Below are 15193 nucleotides of genomic sequence, written 5' to 3'. Positions count from 1 at the left end.
ACGAGGTCATGGACTACCCGGAGAGCTACCAACTGGTGTTTCAGGCGTCCGCCGTCGAGGACGACACGGTGACCGTCCACCGCACCGAGCAGTCGGGGGCGGGCGGATTCCCGGTCTACGAGGACGAGACCGGCATCGTGCGCGCGGAGATCAGTGACCGGGGAGAGGTGCGCATGATGGCCAGCGGCGGTCACCAGGTTCTCGGTACCCCGCTGGTGGTACGCGAGCGCGCCGGATGAACCCGTCCGGGGGCCGGCCCGGCCCCCGGACGCGGAGCGGTCAGCCCTCGGTCCAGCCGTGCTTCTTGGCGAACTGGAGCAGGCTGCGCCGGACCTGGAGGATCTGTGCGCCCGTCAGCGTCGGCGCGGAATCCAGCAGGACATCGGTCACGGCCCGGGTGAACTCGGCCGCGCTCAGCACGTCGCACAGGGCGTCGTCATCGGTGACGGCCTGGGACACGACCCGTGGCGGGGCGGGCGTGGCCCCCTCGGCGAGCCGCACGGACGACGCCTTCAGCCCGCGCTCCCCGTCCTCGATCTCGAACTCGACCGCCGTGCCCGTGTGCACGTACGACTCCGGGATCAGCATGTCGTTGACGTGGAGAAACACGTCCTCACCGCCGTGGTCGGGTGCGATGAACCCGTACCCCCGAGCTCCGTCGAACCGTACGACGCGACCAGAAACCACACCAACCCCCAAGAAGAACACGGGCCCCTTGCCCGCACCACCGCAGATGTCCAGATCGGGAGGATAGCGCCGAGAGGACGGGCGGCGCGACCGGTGCACCGGATTCCGGTCAGGCGGGCGGCTCACTCCACCCGGCGGGCCGGCGGCCGGGGATCCCCGGCCGCCAGCGGGGAGCGGGCCAGCTCCACACAGCCCACCGCGATCAGGACGAGCGCCGCCAGCACCGGCACCAGCCACCAACCGGTGCGCAGCTCCTCGCCGAACAGCGTCACCCCGTACGCCACGCTGATCAGCGCGTCCCCCAGGGTCAGCATCGGTTGCACGGCGACCAGCGTGCCCGCCTGGAGGGCGTTCTGGAGCAGGAAGAGCGCGCCCACCCCGGCCGCCGCCATCGCGTACAGCTGCCAGGCCGAGAACAGTGCCCCCACGCCGCCGTCCGTCAGCCGGGCCATCGCGTCCTTCATCAGCGCCGCCGTCAGCGCGTACCCGCAGGCCGCGGCGAGGCCGAGCAGCGCGCCCCGGGTGTCGCCGCGGGTGGCCAGCGCGGCGGCGATCAGCGCTGCCTCGAAGAGCCCGGTCAGCAGCAGCGCGGGAACCCAGGCAAGCGCGTGCACCGACGCCGACCCGCCACCGGGGGCCGCCGACGCCATGCCCAGCGCCAGCCCCAGCGTCACGGCCGCCACCCCGTACCAGGTACGCCGGGGCAGCCGGACCCGCATCACGGAGGCGGCCATCAGCAGGGTGGCGGGCAGCTCGATCATGAAGATCGGCTGGACCACGGCGATCGGCCCGGTGGCCAGCGCCACGGCCTGGAAGACGGCCGCGAGGACCACCAGCCCGATCCCGGCCAGCCAGATCGGCCGGCGCAGCAGATGTCCGATCAGCGACAGACGCATCGCCTCGCTGTCGGGGACGGTACGGGCGGCACGGCGCTGGAGCACGGAGGCGGAGCCGTTGCTCAACGCGGTGAGGAGGGCGAACAGCACACTGATCACCCGACCCATCATGCGGGCGCCCGCCCCGCGATCCCCGGACCCGCGCCACGGGACGCGCACCGGACGCGGCGCGACCGCCGTTGCGGACCGGACCTGTCCGCAAGGGTGCGTACCGTGCCCGTCATGGCTGCCACGAAGAACTCCGCCGCGCCCGCCGTGCTCTCGGCCCGCGCGCTGAACCGGGCCACCCTGGAACGCCAGCTGCTGCTGCGCCGTACCGCGATGCCCGCCAAGGACGCCGTGGCCCACCTGGTCGGCCTCCAGGCGCAGAACACCCGGCCGCCCTACTACCAGCTCTGCGCCCGCCTCGACGGCTTCGTCCCCGCCGAGCTGGCCGCGCTGATGGAGTCCCGCGAGGTGGCCCGCATCGTCACCCTGCGCTCCACCATCCATCTGCACACCGCCGACGACGTGCTGGGCCTGCGCCCACTCGTCCAGCCGGCCCGCGACCGGGAGCTGCGGATGTTCCGCGCCGGACTCACCGGGGTGGACCTCGACCGGCTGCGGTCCCTCGCCGCCGGCCTGGTCGCGGAACGACCCCGGACGCCCAAGGAGCTCCGCGAGGCGCTGGGCGCGGAATGGCCCGGGGCCGATCCGCGGGCGCTGGGCACGGCCGCCCGCTGCCTGCTCCCGCTGGTCCAGACCACCCCGCGCGGGGTGTGGGGCCGCAGCGGGCAGGTCGCGCTGACCACCGCCGAGCGCTGGCTGGGCACCGCCGCGCGGCAGGCCCCCACGCCGGACGCCGTGGTGCTGCGCTACCTCGCCGCCTTCGGACCGGCCTCGGTCAAGGACATGCAGGTCTGGGCCGGGCTGACCCGGATGCGGGAGGTGTTCGAGCGGCTGCGCCCCGGCCTCGTCACCTTCCGGGACGAGCACGGGGCCGAACTCTTCGACCTGCCGGACGCGCCGCGCCCGGCCGAGGACACCCCGGCCCCGCCGCGCTTCCTGCCCGAGTTCGACAACGTCCTGCTCGGCCACGCGGACCGGAGCCGGGTGATCCCGCCCCGGTTCCACGGACGCAACGGCAACGGCAACCAGACGTACGGCACGGTCCTCGTCGACGGGTTCCTCGCGGCCGTCTGGCGGCAGGACGGCCCCGGACGGCCGGGCGCCCACCCGTCGGTGCTCACCGTGCAGCCGCTCTCCACCCTCGGCCCGGCGGAGCGCGACGCGGTCGCCGAGGAGGCCCGGCGGATGCTCTCCGTCATGGCGGAGCCGGGCGCCGCCGACACCTGCGACATCCGGTTCGCCACCTTCGTCGACTTCGGCTGACGGGGCCCCGGACGTGGGCGGGGGCACCGCGGCCCTTCGTGCGGATCGGGGCGGGCTGGGCCCGGGCGGAAGGGGCTACGGAAGCAGCCCCGCGCGCCGGGCCGCCACCACCGCCTCCAGCCGGGTGTGCGCGCCCAGCTTCCGCATCGCCGAACGCAGATAGCCCTTCACCGTCTCCGCCCGCAGCCCGAGCCGCTTCGCCGCCGCCGCGTTGGTCGCCCCCGCCGCGACGCAGGCCAGCACGTCCAGCTCGCGCGGTGCCAGCCGCACCCCGCAGGGCGTCGGCGTACGCGCCCCGGCCGCCGAGGCGAGCCGCCCGCACACCCCGAGCAGCTCGTCGCGGAGCGCCGGATCGTCCACCTTCGGGACCAGGGCCCGCAGCTCGCGGTGGGCCTCGCGGACGTCCTCCCACGCCTCCGGTGCCGTGCGCGGATCCGTGACCTGTTCCCGGGCGGCCGTGAGCAGGTCCTGCACCTCGTCCCGGACGACCAGCGCCTGCTCCACGTCGCGGGCGGCTGCCACCGCCGCGTCGAAGGTGCGGTCGCCGAGCGTGACCGGCGCGCGCAGCGCCCCGTACAGCACCCCGCGGACCTTGCGCCGCACCACGACCGGGACCGCGACCACCGAGCGCAGCCCCTCCGCCGCGACCGCCAGGTCGTACTCGTGGCTGATGTGGCGCGAGGAGTGGTAGTCGGTCACCGCGCACGGCCGGGACAGGGCGATCGCCTTGCCGCCGAGCCCGCTGCCCGCCGAGATGACCAGCCCGCGCAGGGCGGCGGTCTGCGCCCCGTTCAGCTCGGCGATCCGGGCGTGGCGGGCGTCCGAGAGCAGCCCGCCGAAGGCCACCGGCAGGCCACTGGTCCGGCGCAACCGCAGCAGCGCTGTCTGCATTTCGACCACATCGACGGATTCCGGCACGCTGACGTCCTTCCACCCGGTCCCGGGGCGGGGGGCTCGGCCACCCCGCCGTACCCCCGTTCGGGGGTGGTGAGACCTGGGTCACTGTTTGAATGATGCTAAGTGACCGGTCCGGTCCGCAATTGAGGAGGGCACATGTCGGCAACCAGTGCGACGGAGACGTTCCGGGCCGCCCGGGACTTTCTCCTGAAGCACCGCGAGGACTACGAAGCGGCGTACGAGGGCTTCAGCTGGCCCAGGACCGATCACTTCAACTGGGCGCTCGACTGGTTCGACGCCATCGCGGAGAACAACGAGCGCACCGCCCTGCACATCGTCGAGGAGGACGGCGGCCGCACCGAGGTCTCCTTCGCCCGGATGTCCGCCCGCTCCAACCAGGCCGCGAACTGGCTGCGCGCCCAGGGCGTACGGGCCGGGGACCGGATCCTCGTGATGCTCGGCAACCAGGTCGAGCTGTGGGAGACCGCCCTAGCCGCGATGAAGCTGCGCGCCGTGGTCATCCCCGCCACCCCGCTGCTCGGCCCGGTCGACCTGCGGGACCGGGTGGAGCGAGGCCGGGTCCGGCACGTCCTGGTCCGGGACGCCGACACCGCCAAGTTCGACGAGGTGCCCGGCGACTACACCCGGATCGCGGTCGGCGCGGAGGTGCCCGGCTGGCTCGCGTACGCCGGGGCCGACGAGCAGCCGGAGAGCTTCGAGGCGGACCGGGAGACCGACGCCGACGAGCCGCTGATGCTCTACTTCACCTCCGGCACCACCGCCAGCCCCAAGCTCGTCGAGCACACCCATGTCTCGTACCCCATCGGCCACTTGGCGACGATGTACTGGATCGGTCTGAAGCCGGGGGACGTCCACCTCAACATCTCCTCGCCCGGCTGGGCCAAGCACGCCTGGTCCAACCTCTTCGCGCCGTGGAGCGCCGAGGCGACCGTCTTCATCTTCAACTACACCCGGTTCGACGCGGCCCGGCTGATGGCCGAGATGGACCGCTCGGGCGTCACCAGCTTCTGCGCCCCGCCCACCGTCTGGCGGATGCTGATCCAGGCCGACCTCGGCCAGCTGAAGACCCCGCCACGCGAGGTCGTCGCGGCCGGTGAGCCGCTGAACCCGGAGGTCATCGAGACCGTCCGGCGCGTCTGGGGCGTCACCATCCGGGACGGCTTCGGCCAGACCGAGACCGCCGTCCAGGTCGCCAACACCCCCGGTCAGCTCCTGAAGGCCGGTTCGATGGGGCGGCCCAGCCCCGGCTTCAAGGTCGAGCTGCTGGACCCGGTCACCGGCGAGCCCGGAGCCGCCGAGGGCGAGATCTCGCTCGACCTGTCCGCCCGCCCGCTCGGCCTGATGACCGGCTACCACGGCGACCCGGACCGCACCGCCGAGGCGATGGCCGGCGGCTACTACCGCACCGGCGACATCGGCTCGCGCGACGCCGACGGCTACATCACCTATGTGGGCAGGGCCGACGACGTGTTCAAGGCCAGCGACTACAAGATCAGCCCCTTCGAGCTGGAGAGCGCGCTGCTGGAGCACGAGGCGGTCGCCGAGGCCGCCGTCGTACCGGCGCCCGACCCGGTCCGGCTCGCCGTCCCGAAGGCGTACGTGGTCCTCGCGGAGGGCTGGGAGCCCGGCCCGGACACGGCGAAGGCGCTCTTCGAGCACTCCCGGGCGGTCCTCGCCCCGTACAAGCGCGTCCGCAAGCTGGAGTTCGCCGAGCTGCCCAAGACCGTCTCCGGCAAGATCCGCCGCATCGAGCTGCGCGAGCGCACCGCCGAAGGCACCGGCACCGAGTACGACGAGGGCGATCTGCGATGACCGGACTCTCCTACGCCCACGGCACCGGCACCACCCCGCTGCTCGGCGACACCATCGGCCGCAACCTGGACCGCGCGATCGAGGCGTACGGCGACCGCGAGGCGCTCGTGGACGTCGCCTCCGGACGGCGCTGGACGTACACGGAGTTCGGCGCCGCCGTGGACGAGCTGGCCCGCGCCCTGATGGCGTCCGGCGTGGCCAAGGGCGACCGGGTCGGCATCTGGGCGGTCAACTGCCCGGAGTGGGTGCTCGTGCAGTACGCCACCGCCCGCATCGGCGCCGTCATGGTCAACATCAACCCGGCCTACCGGGCCCACGAGCTGGCGTACGTACTGAAGCAGGCCGGGATATCCCTGCTGGCCGCCTCGCTCGCGCACCGCACCAGCGACTACCGCGCCCTGGTCGACCAGGTCCGCGCCGACTGCCCGGAGCTGCGTGCCGTGCACTACATCGGCGACCCGTCCTGGAAGGAGCTGCTGGCCGGGGCGCGGACCGTGACGGCGGAACAACTCGCCTCCCGGGAAGCCGGGTTGTCCTGCGACGACCCCATCAACATCCAGTACACCTCCGGCACCACCGGCTTCCCCAAGGGCGCCACCCTCTCCCACCACAACATCCTCAACAACGGCTACTTCGTGGGGGAGCAGGTCGCCTACACCGAGCAGGACCGGATCTGCCTGCCCGTACCCTTCTACCACTGCTTCGGCATGGTCATGGGGAACCTCGCCGCCACCTCGCACGGCGCCTGCGTCGTCATACCCGCCCCGGCCTTCGAGGCCGGAGCGGTGCTCGCCGCCGTGCAGGAGGAACGGTGCACCTCGCTCTACGGGGTGCCCACCATGTTCATCGCGGAGCTGAACCTCCCGGACTTCGCCGCGTACGACCTCTCTTCGCTGCGCACCGGGATCATGGCCGGATCTCCCTGCCCGGTCGAGGTGATGAAGCGGGTCGTCGCCGAGATGCACATGGACGAGGTGTCCATCTGCTACGGGATGACGGAGACCTCACCGGTCTCCACCCAGACCCGCCGCGACGACGACCTGGAGCGCCGCACCGGCACCGTCGGCCGGGTCATGCCGCACATCGAGGTGAAGGTCGTCGACCCGGTGACCGGGGTGACGCTGGAGCGCGGCGTACCGGGCGAGCTGTGCACCCGCGGCTACAGCGTGATGCTCGGCTACTGGGAACAGCCGGAGCGGACCGCCGAGGTCATCGACGCCGGCCGCTGGATGCACACCGGCGACCTCGCGGTGATGCGGGAGGACGGCTACGTCCAGATCGTCGGCCGGATCAAGGACATGATCATCCGGGGTGGCGAGAACGTCTACCCGAGGGAGATCGAGGAGTTCCTCTACGCCCATCCGAAGATCGCCGATGTGCAGGTGGTGGGCGTTCCGGACGAGACCTACGGCGAGGAGATCCTGGCCTGCGTCATCCCGAGGGACCCGGCGCTGCCGCCGACCCTGGAGGAGATCGCGGAGTTCTGCCGCGAGCAACTGGCGCACTACAAGATCCCGAGGCGGCTGCGGATCCTGGACGCCTTCCCGATGACGGTCAGCGGGAAGGTCCGGAAGATCGAACTGCGGGAGGGGTACGGGGAGTAGGCCGCCCCGCGAGGGGCGGGCCGCTCCCGGGCCGTCAGGCGGCCTCGATGATGCCGCCGCCGGCATCCCGGGTCGCGGCCGCCCACTCGATCAGCAGTACTTCATAGGCGGCGGCCGACTCCACGGGGGACCACTCCTGGGTCGCCTGCGCGTCGACGAACGCGCGGATCGCCTCGTTCGCCCGCGCGGCGGACGAGGTGGCCGACCCGGACGTGCGCGGGCGGTCGCCGGACGGTGTGTGACGTGGAGTTAAAGCCATGACCACTACCTTAAGGGCGGCCACTGACACCGGCCGAACATTTGTGGCCCCTCGGAGCCGAACGTGACCGATTGCACTCACTGTTGCCGGTCGGCTCCGGTGAGCTGCCGGGGGCCCGTGGGGCCGGTGGGACGGGGGACGGCGCGCCGCATGCAGACCCGTGGCCAGCGGTCCAGGCCGTGTTGGCCCTCCTGCGTCCTGATCCGCCGCAGCCCGTCGGTGAGTTCGTCCTCGTCAAGTACGCGGAATCCGAGACGGGCGTAGTACGGCGCGTTCCAGGGCACCTCGGTGAAGGTCGTGAGCGTGAGCGCCGTCGTGCCGCGCCCGCCCGCCCAGCCGGCGACGTGGTCGATGAGCGCGCGGCCCACCCCGCGCCGCGCGGCGGACGGGTGCACGGACACCTGCTCGATGTGGACCGCGCCGTCGACCGGGTCGGCGATCAGATAGCCGACCGGGCGGTCCGCCGGATCCACGGCGACCCAGGCGCGGCCGGCGCGCCGGTAGGTGTCGAGCAGGTCGAGCGGCGGCGGGTCGTCGTCCGCGATGGCGTCCATGCCGAGCGTGCGGAAGGGTTCACCGGCGGCACGCTCGATCTCCTGGAGCAGGGGAAGGTCGGCGCGGCGGGCGGTACGGATGTGCATGCGCCCAGTATGTCGCCCGGGGCGGCCGCGGTCCGAGCGGCCGGACCGCCGGGCGGTGACGGGGCCCGGGCACGGGTGGTGTTCTCCGGGCGGCGCCGGTCCCCACCGTGGACGGACCACGGGAGGACCGGCGTCGGGTCAGGCGTCCTTGCAGGTGGGGATCGTGGCTCCGGTGTTGTCGCGGGCCTCGTCGTCGCCCCAGCGCGAGAGGTAGTACGCCGAGACGTACTGCTTGGCCGGGCCCTCGTCGAGGTCGGTGAGCAGCCACCAGTGGTTGTAGCTCCCGGAGGAGTCGCGGATCTCGCGCCCCCAGACCTTGCAGAAGACGTAGTTGGTGCCCTGCTTGAGGACGCCCGTCCGGACCGTGCTGGTCGGGGAGGCGTAACCGGGCGCGTCGGCGAAGGTGTCGACCCAGGAGCGGTCCCCCGGCTGGGGCGGGTTGCCTCCCGAGCCTCCGACCAGCTGCATGTAGTAGTCCCAGTTCCAGTTCGGGCCGGGGTCCGTGTGGTCGTTGCCGGGAACCTCGGAGTGACCCACGATGTGGGCGCGGTCCTTGGGGATCCCGTAGCGGTCCGCCAGGTGCCTGGTGAGCGCGGCCGACGACCGGTACAGCGTGTCGGTGAACCAGCCCGGGTCGGCGATGAAGCCCTCGTGCTCGATGCCCACGGAGTAGGGGTTGCCGGAACGCGCGTGCCACGCCGTGTCGGAGTCCCGCACCATCTGCGTGACCTCGCCGTCCGAGGAACGGACCACGTAGTGGGCGCTCACCTCCGAGGCCGGGTTCTGGAACCAGCTGACCGTGCCCGCGTACGAGCCCTCGGTGACGTGGATGACGATCGCGCGGATCGCCTCGGTGCGCCCGGTGTCGTAGTTGCTGGGGGAGGCCGGAACCCAGAGCGCGGGCGGGTAGTCCGTGCTCGTGGTGCCGAGGTTGCTTCGGCTGCCGCTGTCCTTGTGCGCGCCCTTGTCCGGGGCGACGCCGCGGCCGGTGACGGTCACCTTCTCGCCCTCGGCCACCGCGGTGATGCCCCGGGCGAGGAACTGGTAGACGGTGTCCGCGTAGAGGGCGGCGGTGGCTCCCTCGGCGTTGCTGTAGCGGGCGATGGCCGGGTACCAGGCGTTGACGTCGCGTCGTTCGGCGCGGTCGAGGCCCAGCGCGTCGGCGTGCGCGCGCAGTACGGCGGCGCCGCCCTCGATGTTCGCCGCGGTGTCGCGGCGCAGCTCGGCGGAGGAACGGCCGGTGATCTCGGCGGCCTTGTCCAGGGAGTGGTTGACGGGGTTGCTGACCAGATGCATGACGCCGTATCCGAGGTCCTGGCTCGGTTCGCCGTCGTGGCCGTCGAGATGGGTCTCGCTGTAGCCGACCGCGGCCAGCAGGTCCCGGGGGACGTCGTACTTCTCCGCCGCCTGCGTGAAGGCGGTGTTCACCGGGGCGTGGTCCCGCGACGGCGCGGCGGTGGCCTGGAGTCCGGTCGTGGACAGGGCGACGGCGACGGCGGCGGCCAGTACCGCCATACGGAGTCCGGCTGTTGTCGTTAATCGTCCGGGCATGAGTGCTCCTGTGTCGTGGAGGCGGGAAGCGCCGCAGCGTATCGACCGTGCCCTCGGCCATGACAGTCGATCGGACGCGTGTCGGGAATGAAAGTTACCTTCAACTCCCCTACTGAGAACCGGAGTTCACGGACCGGAGCTAGATCCCGGTGCTGAGCAGCTCGTCGGCCGGGCCGTTGACCGGGCGAGGGGTGCCCGCCGTGTCCATCGTGAACAGGGGTACGCCCAGCGCGTCCGCCCGGACCACCGCGTCCGGCGTGTACCCGGAGAGCGAGAAGAGGACGCCGGTGACCTGGGCGCTGAGCGCGTTCAGCCAGAGGCACTCGACGTCGCGCGGCGCGGTCGGCCGGGAGACCGTGTCGACCTGGGCCATCACGCCGGTGGCTCGCAGATCGATCCGGGCGGCCGAGGGGCGCGCGGGCCGGGCCACGTCGTGGTAGCCCAGCCAGCCCAGGTACCGGGCCGCGGTGGCGAGGGCGTCGCCCGGGTCGCGGATGGCGGCGGCCGGGAAGGCGGGGCGCGGGGCCGGGGCGGTGCGCGGCAGCGGTATGTGGGCGGGCTCGGCGGGCCGGGGCGGGGCTTCGGGCGCCGCGTCCGGGCCGGGGTCCGGGGCCGGGCGGACCGGGACGCGCAGCACCGTCCCGCACGGGCAGCACAGCTCCGGCCGCGTCCACCGCTCCCGGCGCCCGCAGTCCTCGCAGCGCACCGTCACCCGGTCGTCCTCCCCGGCCGGGCGGGTGATCCGCACGGCCGGGGTGCCGGGCAGTACCGCCGGGGCGGTCCGCGCCCCGCAGGGGCAGGGGCGGGACGGGGGTCGGTACCTGTGCTCGCGGCGGCAGGCCGGGCAGCGTACCGGCACGGGTTCCACCTTGGTCTCCCTCCGCCGCCCGGCTTCCCCTCCGGCCGGCTCCGTCTCGGCTCCATCGTCCACCAGGAGTGCCGTCGTGGGGGAGTGCACCGGCGTACTTCCGGCCTTCCGGTGTGCCCCGGCGGCGCCGCGCGCCGTCTCTTGACGGCCGCTGGAGCGCGCTTTACATTGACTTCCGTATAACAGAATCAAGTTTCCGTAATGCGGAATTGGTGCTCTCAGGCCGGCGCGACAGAGCCCGACTCCACCAGGTCCGACCAGGAGCTCCCATGCCTCGAATGACCGCTGCCCGAGCGGCAGTTGAGATCCTCAAGCGCGAAGGCGTCAGCAACGCGTTCGGTGTGCCCGGTGCGGCGATCAACCCGTTCTACGCGGCCCTCAAGGCGGCCGGCGGCGTCCATCACACGCTCGCCCGCCATGTCGAGGGCGCCTCCCACATGGCGGAGGGCTACACCCGGGCCCGCCCGGGGAACATCGGCGTCTGCATCGGTACGTCGGGACCGGCCGGCACGGACATGATCACCGGCCTGTACTCGGCCATCGCCGACTCCGTCCCGATCCTCTGCATCACCGGCCAGGCCCCGACCGCCGTGCTGCACAAGGAGGACTTCCAGGCGGTCGACATCGCCTCGATCGCGGCGCCCGTGACCAAGGCCGCCACGACCGTCCTGGAGGCCGCGCAGGTCCCCGGCGTCCTCCAGCGCGCCTTCCACCTGATGCGCAGCGGCCGCCCCGGCCCGGTCCTCGTCGACCTGCCGATCGACGTCCAGCTCACCGAGATCGAGTTCGACCCCGAGCTGTACGAACCGCTGCCGGTGCACCGGCCCGCCGCGAGCCGCAAGCAGATCGAGCGCGCCCTGGAGCTGCTGAACGCCTCCGAGCGGCCGCTGATCGTCGCGGGCGGCGGCGTCATCAACGCCGACGCCTCCGAGCTCCTGGTGGAGTTCGCCGAGCTCACCGGCGTCCCGGTCGTCCCGACCCTGATGGGCTGGGGCGCGATCGCCGACGACCACGGGCTGAACGCGGGCATGGTCGGCCTCCAGACCTCGCACCGCTACGGCAACGCGAACTTCCTGGAGTCCGACTTCGTCCTCGGCATCGGCAACCGCTGGGCCAACCGCCACACCGGGAAGCTCGACGTCTACACCCGGGGGCGGACGTTCGTCCACGTCGACATCGAGCCGACCCAGCTCGGCAGGATCTTCGCCCCCGACCTCGGCATCGCCTCCGACGCCGGCGCCGCCCTGGAGCTGTTCATCGAGGTGGCCCGCGAACTGAAGGCGGCCGGACGGCTCAAGGACCGCTCGGAGTGGGCCGCGTCCACCCAGGAGCGCCGCGCCGCCCTCCAGCGACGCACGCACTTCGACAACGTGCCGCTGAAGCCGCAGCGGGTGTACGAGGAGATGAACCGGGCCTTCGGCCCCGAGACCCGCTACGTCACCACCATCGGCCTCTCCCAGATCGCCGGCGCGCAGATGCTGCACGTCCACCGGCCGCGCCACTGGATCAACTGCGGCCAGGCGGGCCCGCTGGGCTGGACGATCCCGGCCGCGCTGGGCGTCGCCACCGCCGACCCCGAGGGCTCGGTCGTCGCCCTCTCCGGCGACTACGACTTCCAGTTCATGCTGGAGGAACTGGCCGTCGGCGCGCAGCACCGCATCCCGTACGTCCACGTCCTGGTGAACAACTCCTACCTGGGGCTGATCCGCCAGGCGCAGCGCAACTTCGACATCGACTTCCAGGTCAACCTGGAGTTCGAGAACATCAACTCGCCGGAGCTCGGCGTGTACGGCGTGGACCACGTCAAGGTCGTCGAGGGACTGGGCTGCAAGGCGATCCGGGTCACCGAGCCCGACCAGTTGCTGCCCGCCTTCGAGGAGGCCAAGAAGCTGGCCGCGGAGTTCCGGGTGCCGGTGGTCGTCGAGGCGATCCTGGAGCGGGTCACCAACATCGCGATGAGCGGTACGGACATCGCGTCCGTCAACGAGTTCGAGGAGCTGGCGACGGAACCGGCCCACGCGCCGACCGCGATCCGCCCGCTGGCCGCCTCCTGACGCCCGTACGGTGCGTCGCCCCTGCCCCCGGCGTGTCCGGGGGCAAGGGCGCGGGGGTGTTACGCGGGGCCCGGGGGAAGGTGGACGGTCATGATCAGGTGGCAGGTCCCGGTGCCGGATCCCCGGTAGGCGTGCGCGGTGTCGGCGGCGAAGGTGGCGGTCTGCCCGGCCTCGACGGTGTGTTCCGCGCCGTCGACGACGAGTGCCATCCGCCCGGCGGTGACGGTGACGGTCTCCACGACGCCCGCCTGGTGGGGGTGGCTGGGGTACGTCTCGCCGGGTTCGAGCCGCCACTGCCAGACCTCGACCGGGGCGGGCCCCGGCGTGGTCAGCACGAGCCGCGCCTCGCCGCCTTGCTCCCCGGTCCACAGAGGGGCGACGGCGTCGGCGGACACGACCCGCACGCGCTCCTCGGCCGACCCCTCCACCAGCGCGGACACCGGGACGCCCAGGGTGTCGGCGAGGCGGACCAGGGTGGCGAAGTTCGGGTTGCCCTGGGCCTTCTCCAGGCCGACCAGGGCCCCCTTGCTGACCTTGGCGCGGCGCCCGAGTTCGTCCAGGGAGAGTCCGGCGCGGACGCGGGCCGCGCGGACGTTGTGCGCCAGCGTCCGCAGCGCCGCCTCGGTCTCGGCCATCGCGCTCGCCCCTTCGGTGGTCGGTCGTCACGGTGCACCACGCGGTCGTTCAGTTGACTTATCGCGGTCGGTGCGTTGTACGGTGTGGTCGTTCCATCGATAGTAAGGGACGCGTGACCCGTGATCGCTCTGCTGCTGGCCCTGGGCAGCTCCCTGGCCTACGGATGTGCCGACTTCCTCGGTGGCCTCGGCGCCCGCCGGGCCCATGTGCTGCGCACCGTGATGATCGCCGCACCGGCCTCGCTCACCGTCGAACTGCTGCTGTGGCCCTTCCTCGGCGCCTCCTTCGCCCCCGCCACCCTCGCGTGGGGGGCGGCGTCCGGTGTCGCGTCGGCGGTGGCGTTCGCCCTGCTGTACCGCACACTGGCGATCGGGCCGATGAACGTGCTGTCCCCCGTCACCGCGCTGGTCTCGGCGATGCTGCCGGTCGGTGTCGGACTGACCCAGGGCGAGCGGCTGGGGCCGGCCGGGCTGATCGGTCTTCCGCTGGCGTTGGCGGCGGTCGTGCTGGTCAGTGCCGGGCACGGCGCGGGCGGGGCGCGCCCGTCGCGTACCGCGCTGCTGCTGGCCCTCGGCGCCGGGGCGGCGATCGCCCTCCAACTGGTCTGCCTGCACCAGGCTCCGCCGGACAGCGGCGTCGGCCCGCTGATCACCGGCCGGGCCGTCTCCTCCGCGGTCACCCTGGTCGCGGCCGGTGCGATGTACCGGCGGCTCGGGCCGGGCAGGCCCGCGTACGCGACGGCGGCCGGGGCCGGAGTGCTGGACTCGGTCGCCAACCTGCTGTTCCTGCTCGCCGCGCGCTCCGGCGACCTGGCCGTCGTCGCCGTGATCACGGCCCTGTACCCGGCGGGCACCGTCCTGCTCGCCTGCGGTGTCCTCGCCGAACGCGTCCACCGGGGGCAGCTGATCGGCCTGGGCACCGCCGCCGTCGCCGTCAGCCTCCTCGCCCTCGCCTGACCCCACGCCCGCACCACCCAGGAACGGACCCCCTGTGACCACCTTCGGTATCGACCCCGCCGTCGCGGACGCCTTCCCCGACACCCTCGTCGCCGTCGTCACCGCCACCGGCCTGCGCGGCCACGAGCCCTGGCCCGCCACCGGCGCCGCCGTCGAGGAGCTGGAGCGGCGGCTCGCCGCCGGTGAGTGGCGGCCCGCCGACGAGAACGACCCGCGCGTCGAGGCGTGGCACACCGCCTACCGCTCCTTCGGCACCAACCCCCGCCGGATCCGGCCCAGTGTCGACGCCCTCGGCCGCCGCCTGGCGAAGAAGGGCGCGCTGCCCCGGATCAATCCGGCCGTCGACACCTACAACGCGGTCTCCGTCCGCCACGGTCTGCCCGCCGGCGCCTTCGACCTCGACCGGGTCACCGGTGACATCGGGATCCGGTACGCCCACGGCACCGAGACCTTCACCCCGCTCGGCGAACCCGGCACGGTCGAGACGCCCAGGGCCGGCGAGATCGTCTACACCGACACCACCGGCGTACTGACCCGCCACTGGAACCACCGCGACGCCCACCGCACCCGCGTCACCGAGGACTCCACCCGCGTCGCCTTCGTCCTCGAAACCCTGCACGCGGGCCGGGACGGCCATCTCGTCGAGGCCGCCGTCGGCGAGCTGCGGGAACTCCTCGCCGGACATTGCGACCGGAGCACCGTCCACCACCTCGGTCCCGCACATCCGCGGGTCACCGTCTGAGCCGGCGCGACAGCCCGCACGACGACGGACACAGCAGCGAACACAACGAAAGGACACCGGGAAAACACAACAGGGGCCGCGGCGGTGGCGACCGGCCGGGGAGCTCCCGTCCGCTTCAGGTCAGGGGACGGAAGACTCCGGGGCCTCGCCACCGCACTGGCGTCGCACACCGCCGCGGCCTCGTCCTGCCCGCGCCAC

15 protein-coding genes are annotated in these 15193 nt (G+C 72.8%); 7 read left to right on the top strand and 8 right to left on the bottom strand.

The annotated features are described in order from the left end of the window. Nucleotides 1-8 precede the first annotated feature (8 nt). Entirely contained in the window at nt 9-239 is a 231-nt protein-coding gene (locus ACWC97_RS09140) for a DUF6296 family protein (RefSeq protein ID WP_352272894.1), read from the top strand. Nucleotides 240-279: 40 nt separating this feature from the next. On the opposite strand, the gene ACWC97_RS09135 is transcribed toward ACWC97_RS09140, so the two are convergent. After that, nucleotides 280-687, bottom strand: coding sequence for a cold-shock protein (locus ACWC97_RS09135; protein ID WP_352272893.1), 408 nt, complete (start codon nt 685-687; stop codon nt 280-282). A gap of 122 nt (nt 688-809) precedes the next feature. Further along, the gene (locus tag ACWC97_RS09130) at nt 810-1682 is read right to left on the bottom strand and encodes a DMT family transporter (protein WP_450648339.1); all 873 of its coding nucleotides are present in this window, start codon (nt 1680-1682) and stop codon (nt 810-812) included. Between the two features lie 123 nt (nt 1683-1805). Here ACWC97_RS09130 and ACWC97_RS09125 point away from each other — a divergent pair, with 123 nt between their 5' ends. Next, nucleotides 1806-2954, top strand: coding sequence for a winged helix DNA-binding domain-containing protein (locus ACWC97_RS09125; protein ID WP_352272891.1), 1149 nt, complete (start codon nt 1806-1808; stop codon nt 2952-2954). Nucleotides 2955-3029: 75 nt separating this feature from the next. Here ACWC97_RS09125 and ACWC97_RS09120 read toward each other — a convergent pair whose 3' ends face one another. Continuing rightward, on the bottom strand, nt 3030-3872 hold the full coding sequence (locus tag ACWC97_RS09120) for a helix-turn-helix transcriptional regulator (protein WP_352272890.1): 843 nt from the start codon (nt 3870-3872) through the stop codon (nt 3030-3032). Between the two features lie 135 nt (nt 3873-4007). Between ACWC97_RS09120 and ACWC97_RS09115 the strand changes: the two genes are divergently transcribed. Together ACWC97_RS09115 and ACWC97_RS09110 are read left to right on the top strand one after the other, a co-directional pair. Then, the gene (locus ACWC97_RS09115) at nt 4008-5684 is read left to right on the top strand and encodes an AMP-binding protein (RefSeq protein WP_352272889.1); all 1677 of its coding nucleotides are present in this window, start codon (nt 4008-4010) and stop codon (nt 5682-5684) included. Continuing rightward, entirely contained in the window at nt 5681-7288 is a 1608-nt protein-coding gene (locus ACWC97_RS09110; RefSeq protein WP_450648336.1) for an AMP-binding protein, read from the top strand. The genes ACWC97_RS09115 and ACWC97_RS09110 overlap by 4 nt, the downstream gene beginning before the upstream one ends. Nucleotides 7289-7322: 34 nt before the next feature. Here the strand turns inward: ACWC97_RS09110 and ACWC97_RS09105 are convergent, their stop codons facing one another. The 4 genes from ACWC97_RS09105 to ACWC97_RS09090 all read right to left on the bottom strand — a co-directional run bounded on the left by ACWC97_RS09105 (nt 7323) and on the right by ACWC97_RS09090 (nt 10607). Continuing rightward, nucleotides 7323-7547 (bottom strand): hypothetical protein, encoded by a 225-nt coding sequence (locus ACWC97_RS09105; protein WP_450648334.1) that lies wholly within the window; start codon nt 7545-7547, stop codon nt 7323-7325. Nucleotides 7548-7624: 77 nt separating this feature from the next. Continuing rightward, the gene (locus ACWC97_RS09100; protein WP_450648332.1) at nt 7625-8188 is read right to left on the bottom strand and encodes a GNAT family N-acetyltransferase; all 564 of its coding nucleotides are present in this window, start codon (nt 8186-8188) and stop codon (nt 7625-7627) included. Between the two features lie 138 nt (nt 8189-8326). After that, on the bottom strand, nt 8327-9739 hold the full coding sequence (locus ACWC97_RS09095) for an N-acetylmuramoyl-L-alanine amidase (RefSeq protein WP_450648330.1): 1413 nt from the start codon (nt 9737-9739) through the stop codon (nt 8327-8329). Nucleotides 9740-9878: 139 nt separating this feature from the next. Further along, nucleotides 9879-10607, bottom strand: a complete 729-nt coding sequence (locus tag ACWC97_RS09090) for a hypothetical protein (protein ID WP_450648328.1) — start codon at nt 10605-10607, stop codon at nt 9879-9881. Nucleotides 10608-10876: 269 nt separating this feature from the next. Between ACWC97_RS09090 and gcl the strand changes: the two genes are divergently transcribed. Then, a complete protein-coding gene (gene gcl / locus ACWC97_RS09085; RefSeq protein WP_450648326.1) occupies nt 10877-12661 on the top strand; it encodes a glyoxylate carboligase in 1785 nt (594 codons plus the stop codon). A gap of 59 nt (nt 12662-12720) precedes the next feature. Here gcl and ACWC97_RS09080 read toward each other — a convergent pair whose 3' ends face one another. Beyond that, the gene (locus tag ACWC97_RS09080) at nt 12721-13296 is read right to left on the bottom strand and encodes a helix-turn-helix domain-containing protein (RefSeq protein ID WP_450648324.1); all 576 of its coding nucleotides are present in this window, start codon (nt 13294-13296) and stop codon (nt 12721-12723) included. Nucleotides 13297-13416: 120 nt separating this feature from the next. Between ACWC97_RS09080 and ACWC97_RS09075 the strand changes: the two genes are divergently transcribed. Both ACWC97_RS09075 and ACWC97_RS09070 read left to right on the top strand, forming a co-directional pair. Next, the gene (locus ACWC97_RS09075) at nt 13417-14253 is read left to right on the top strand and encodes an EamA family transporter (RefSeq protein ID WP_450648322.1); all 837 of its coding nucleotides are present in this window, start codon (nt 13417-13419) and stop codon (nt 14251-14253) included. Between the two features lie 34 nt (nt 14254-14287). Then, nucleotides 14288-14995: a B3/B4 domain-containing protein gene (locus ACWC97_RS09070; RefSeq protein WP_450648320.1), complete on the top strand. Its 708-nt coding sequence runs from the start codon at nt 14288-14290 to the stop codon at nt 14993-14995. The last annotated feature ends 198 nt before the right edge of the window (nt 14996-15193 follow it).

This window comes from Streptomyces sp. NPDC001108 (genome assembly GCF_053598535.1).
Note: the sequence above shows the minus strand (reverse complement) of the source record. Positions and strands in the feature narration are given on the sequence as shown.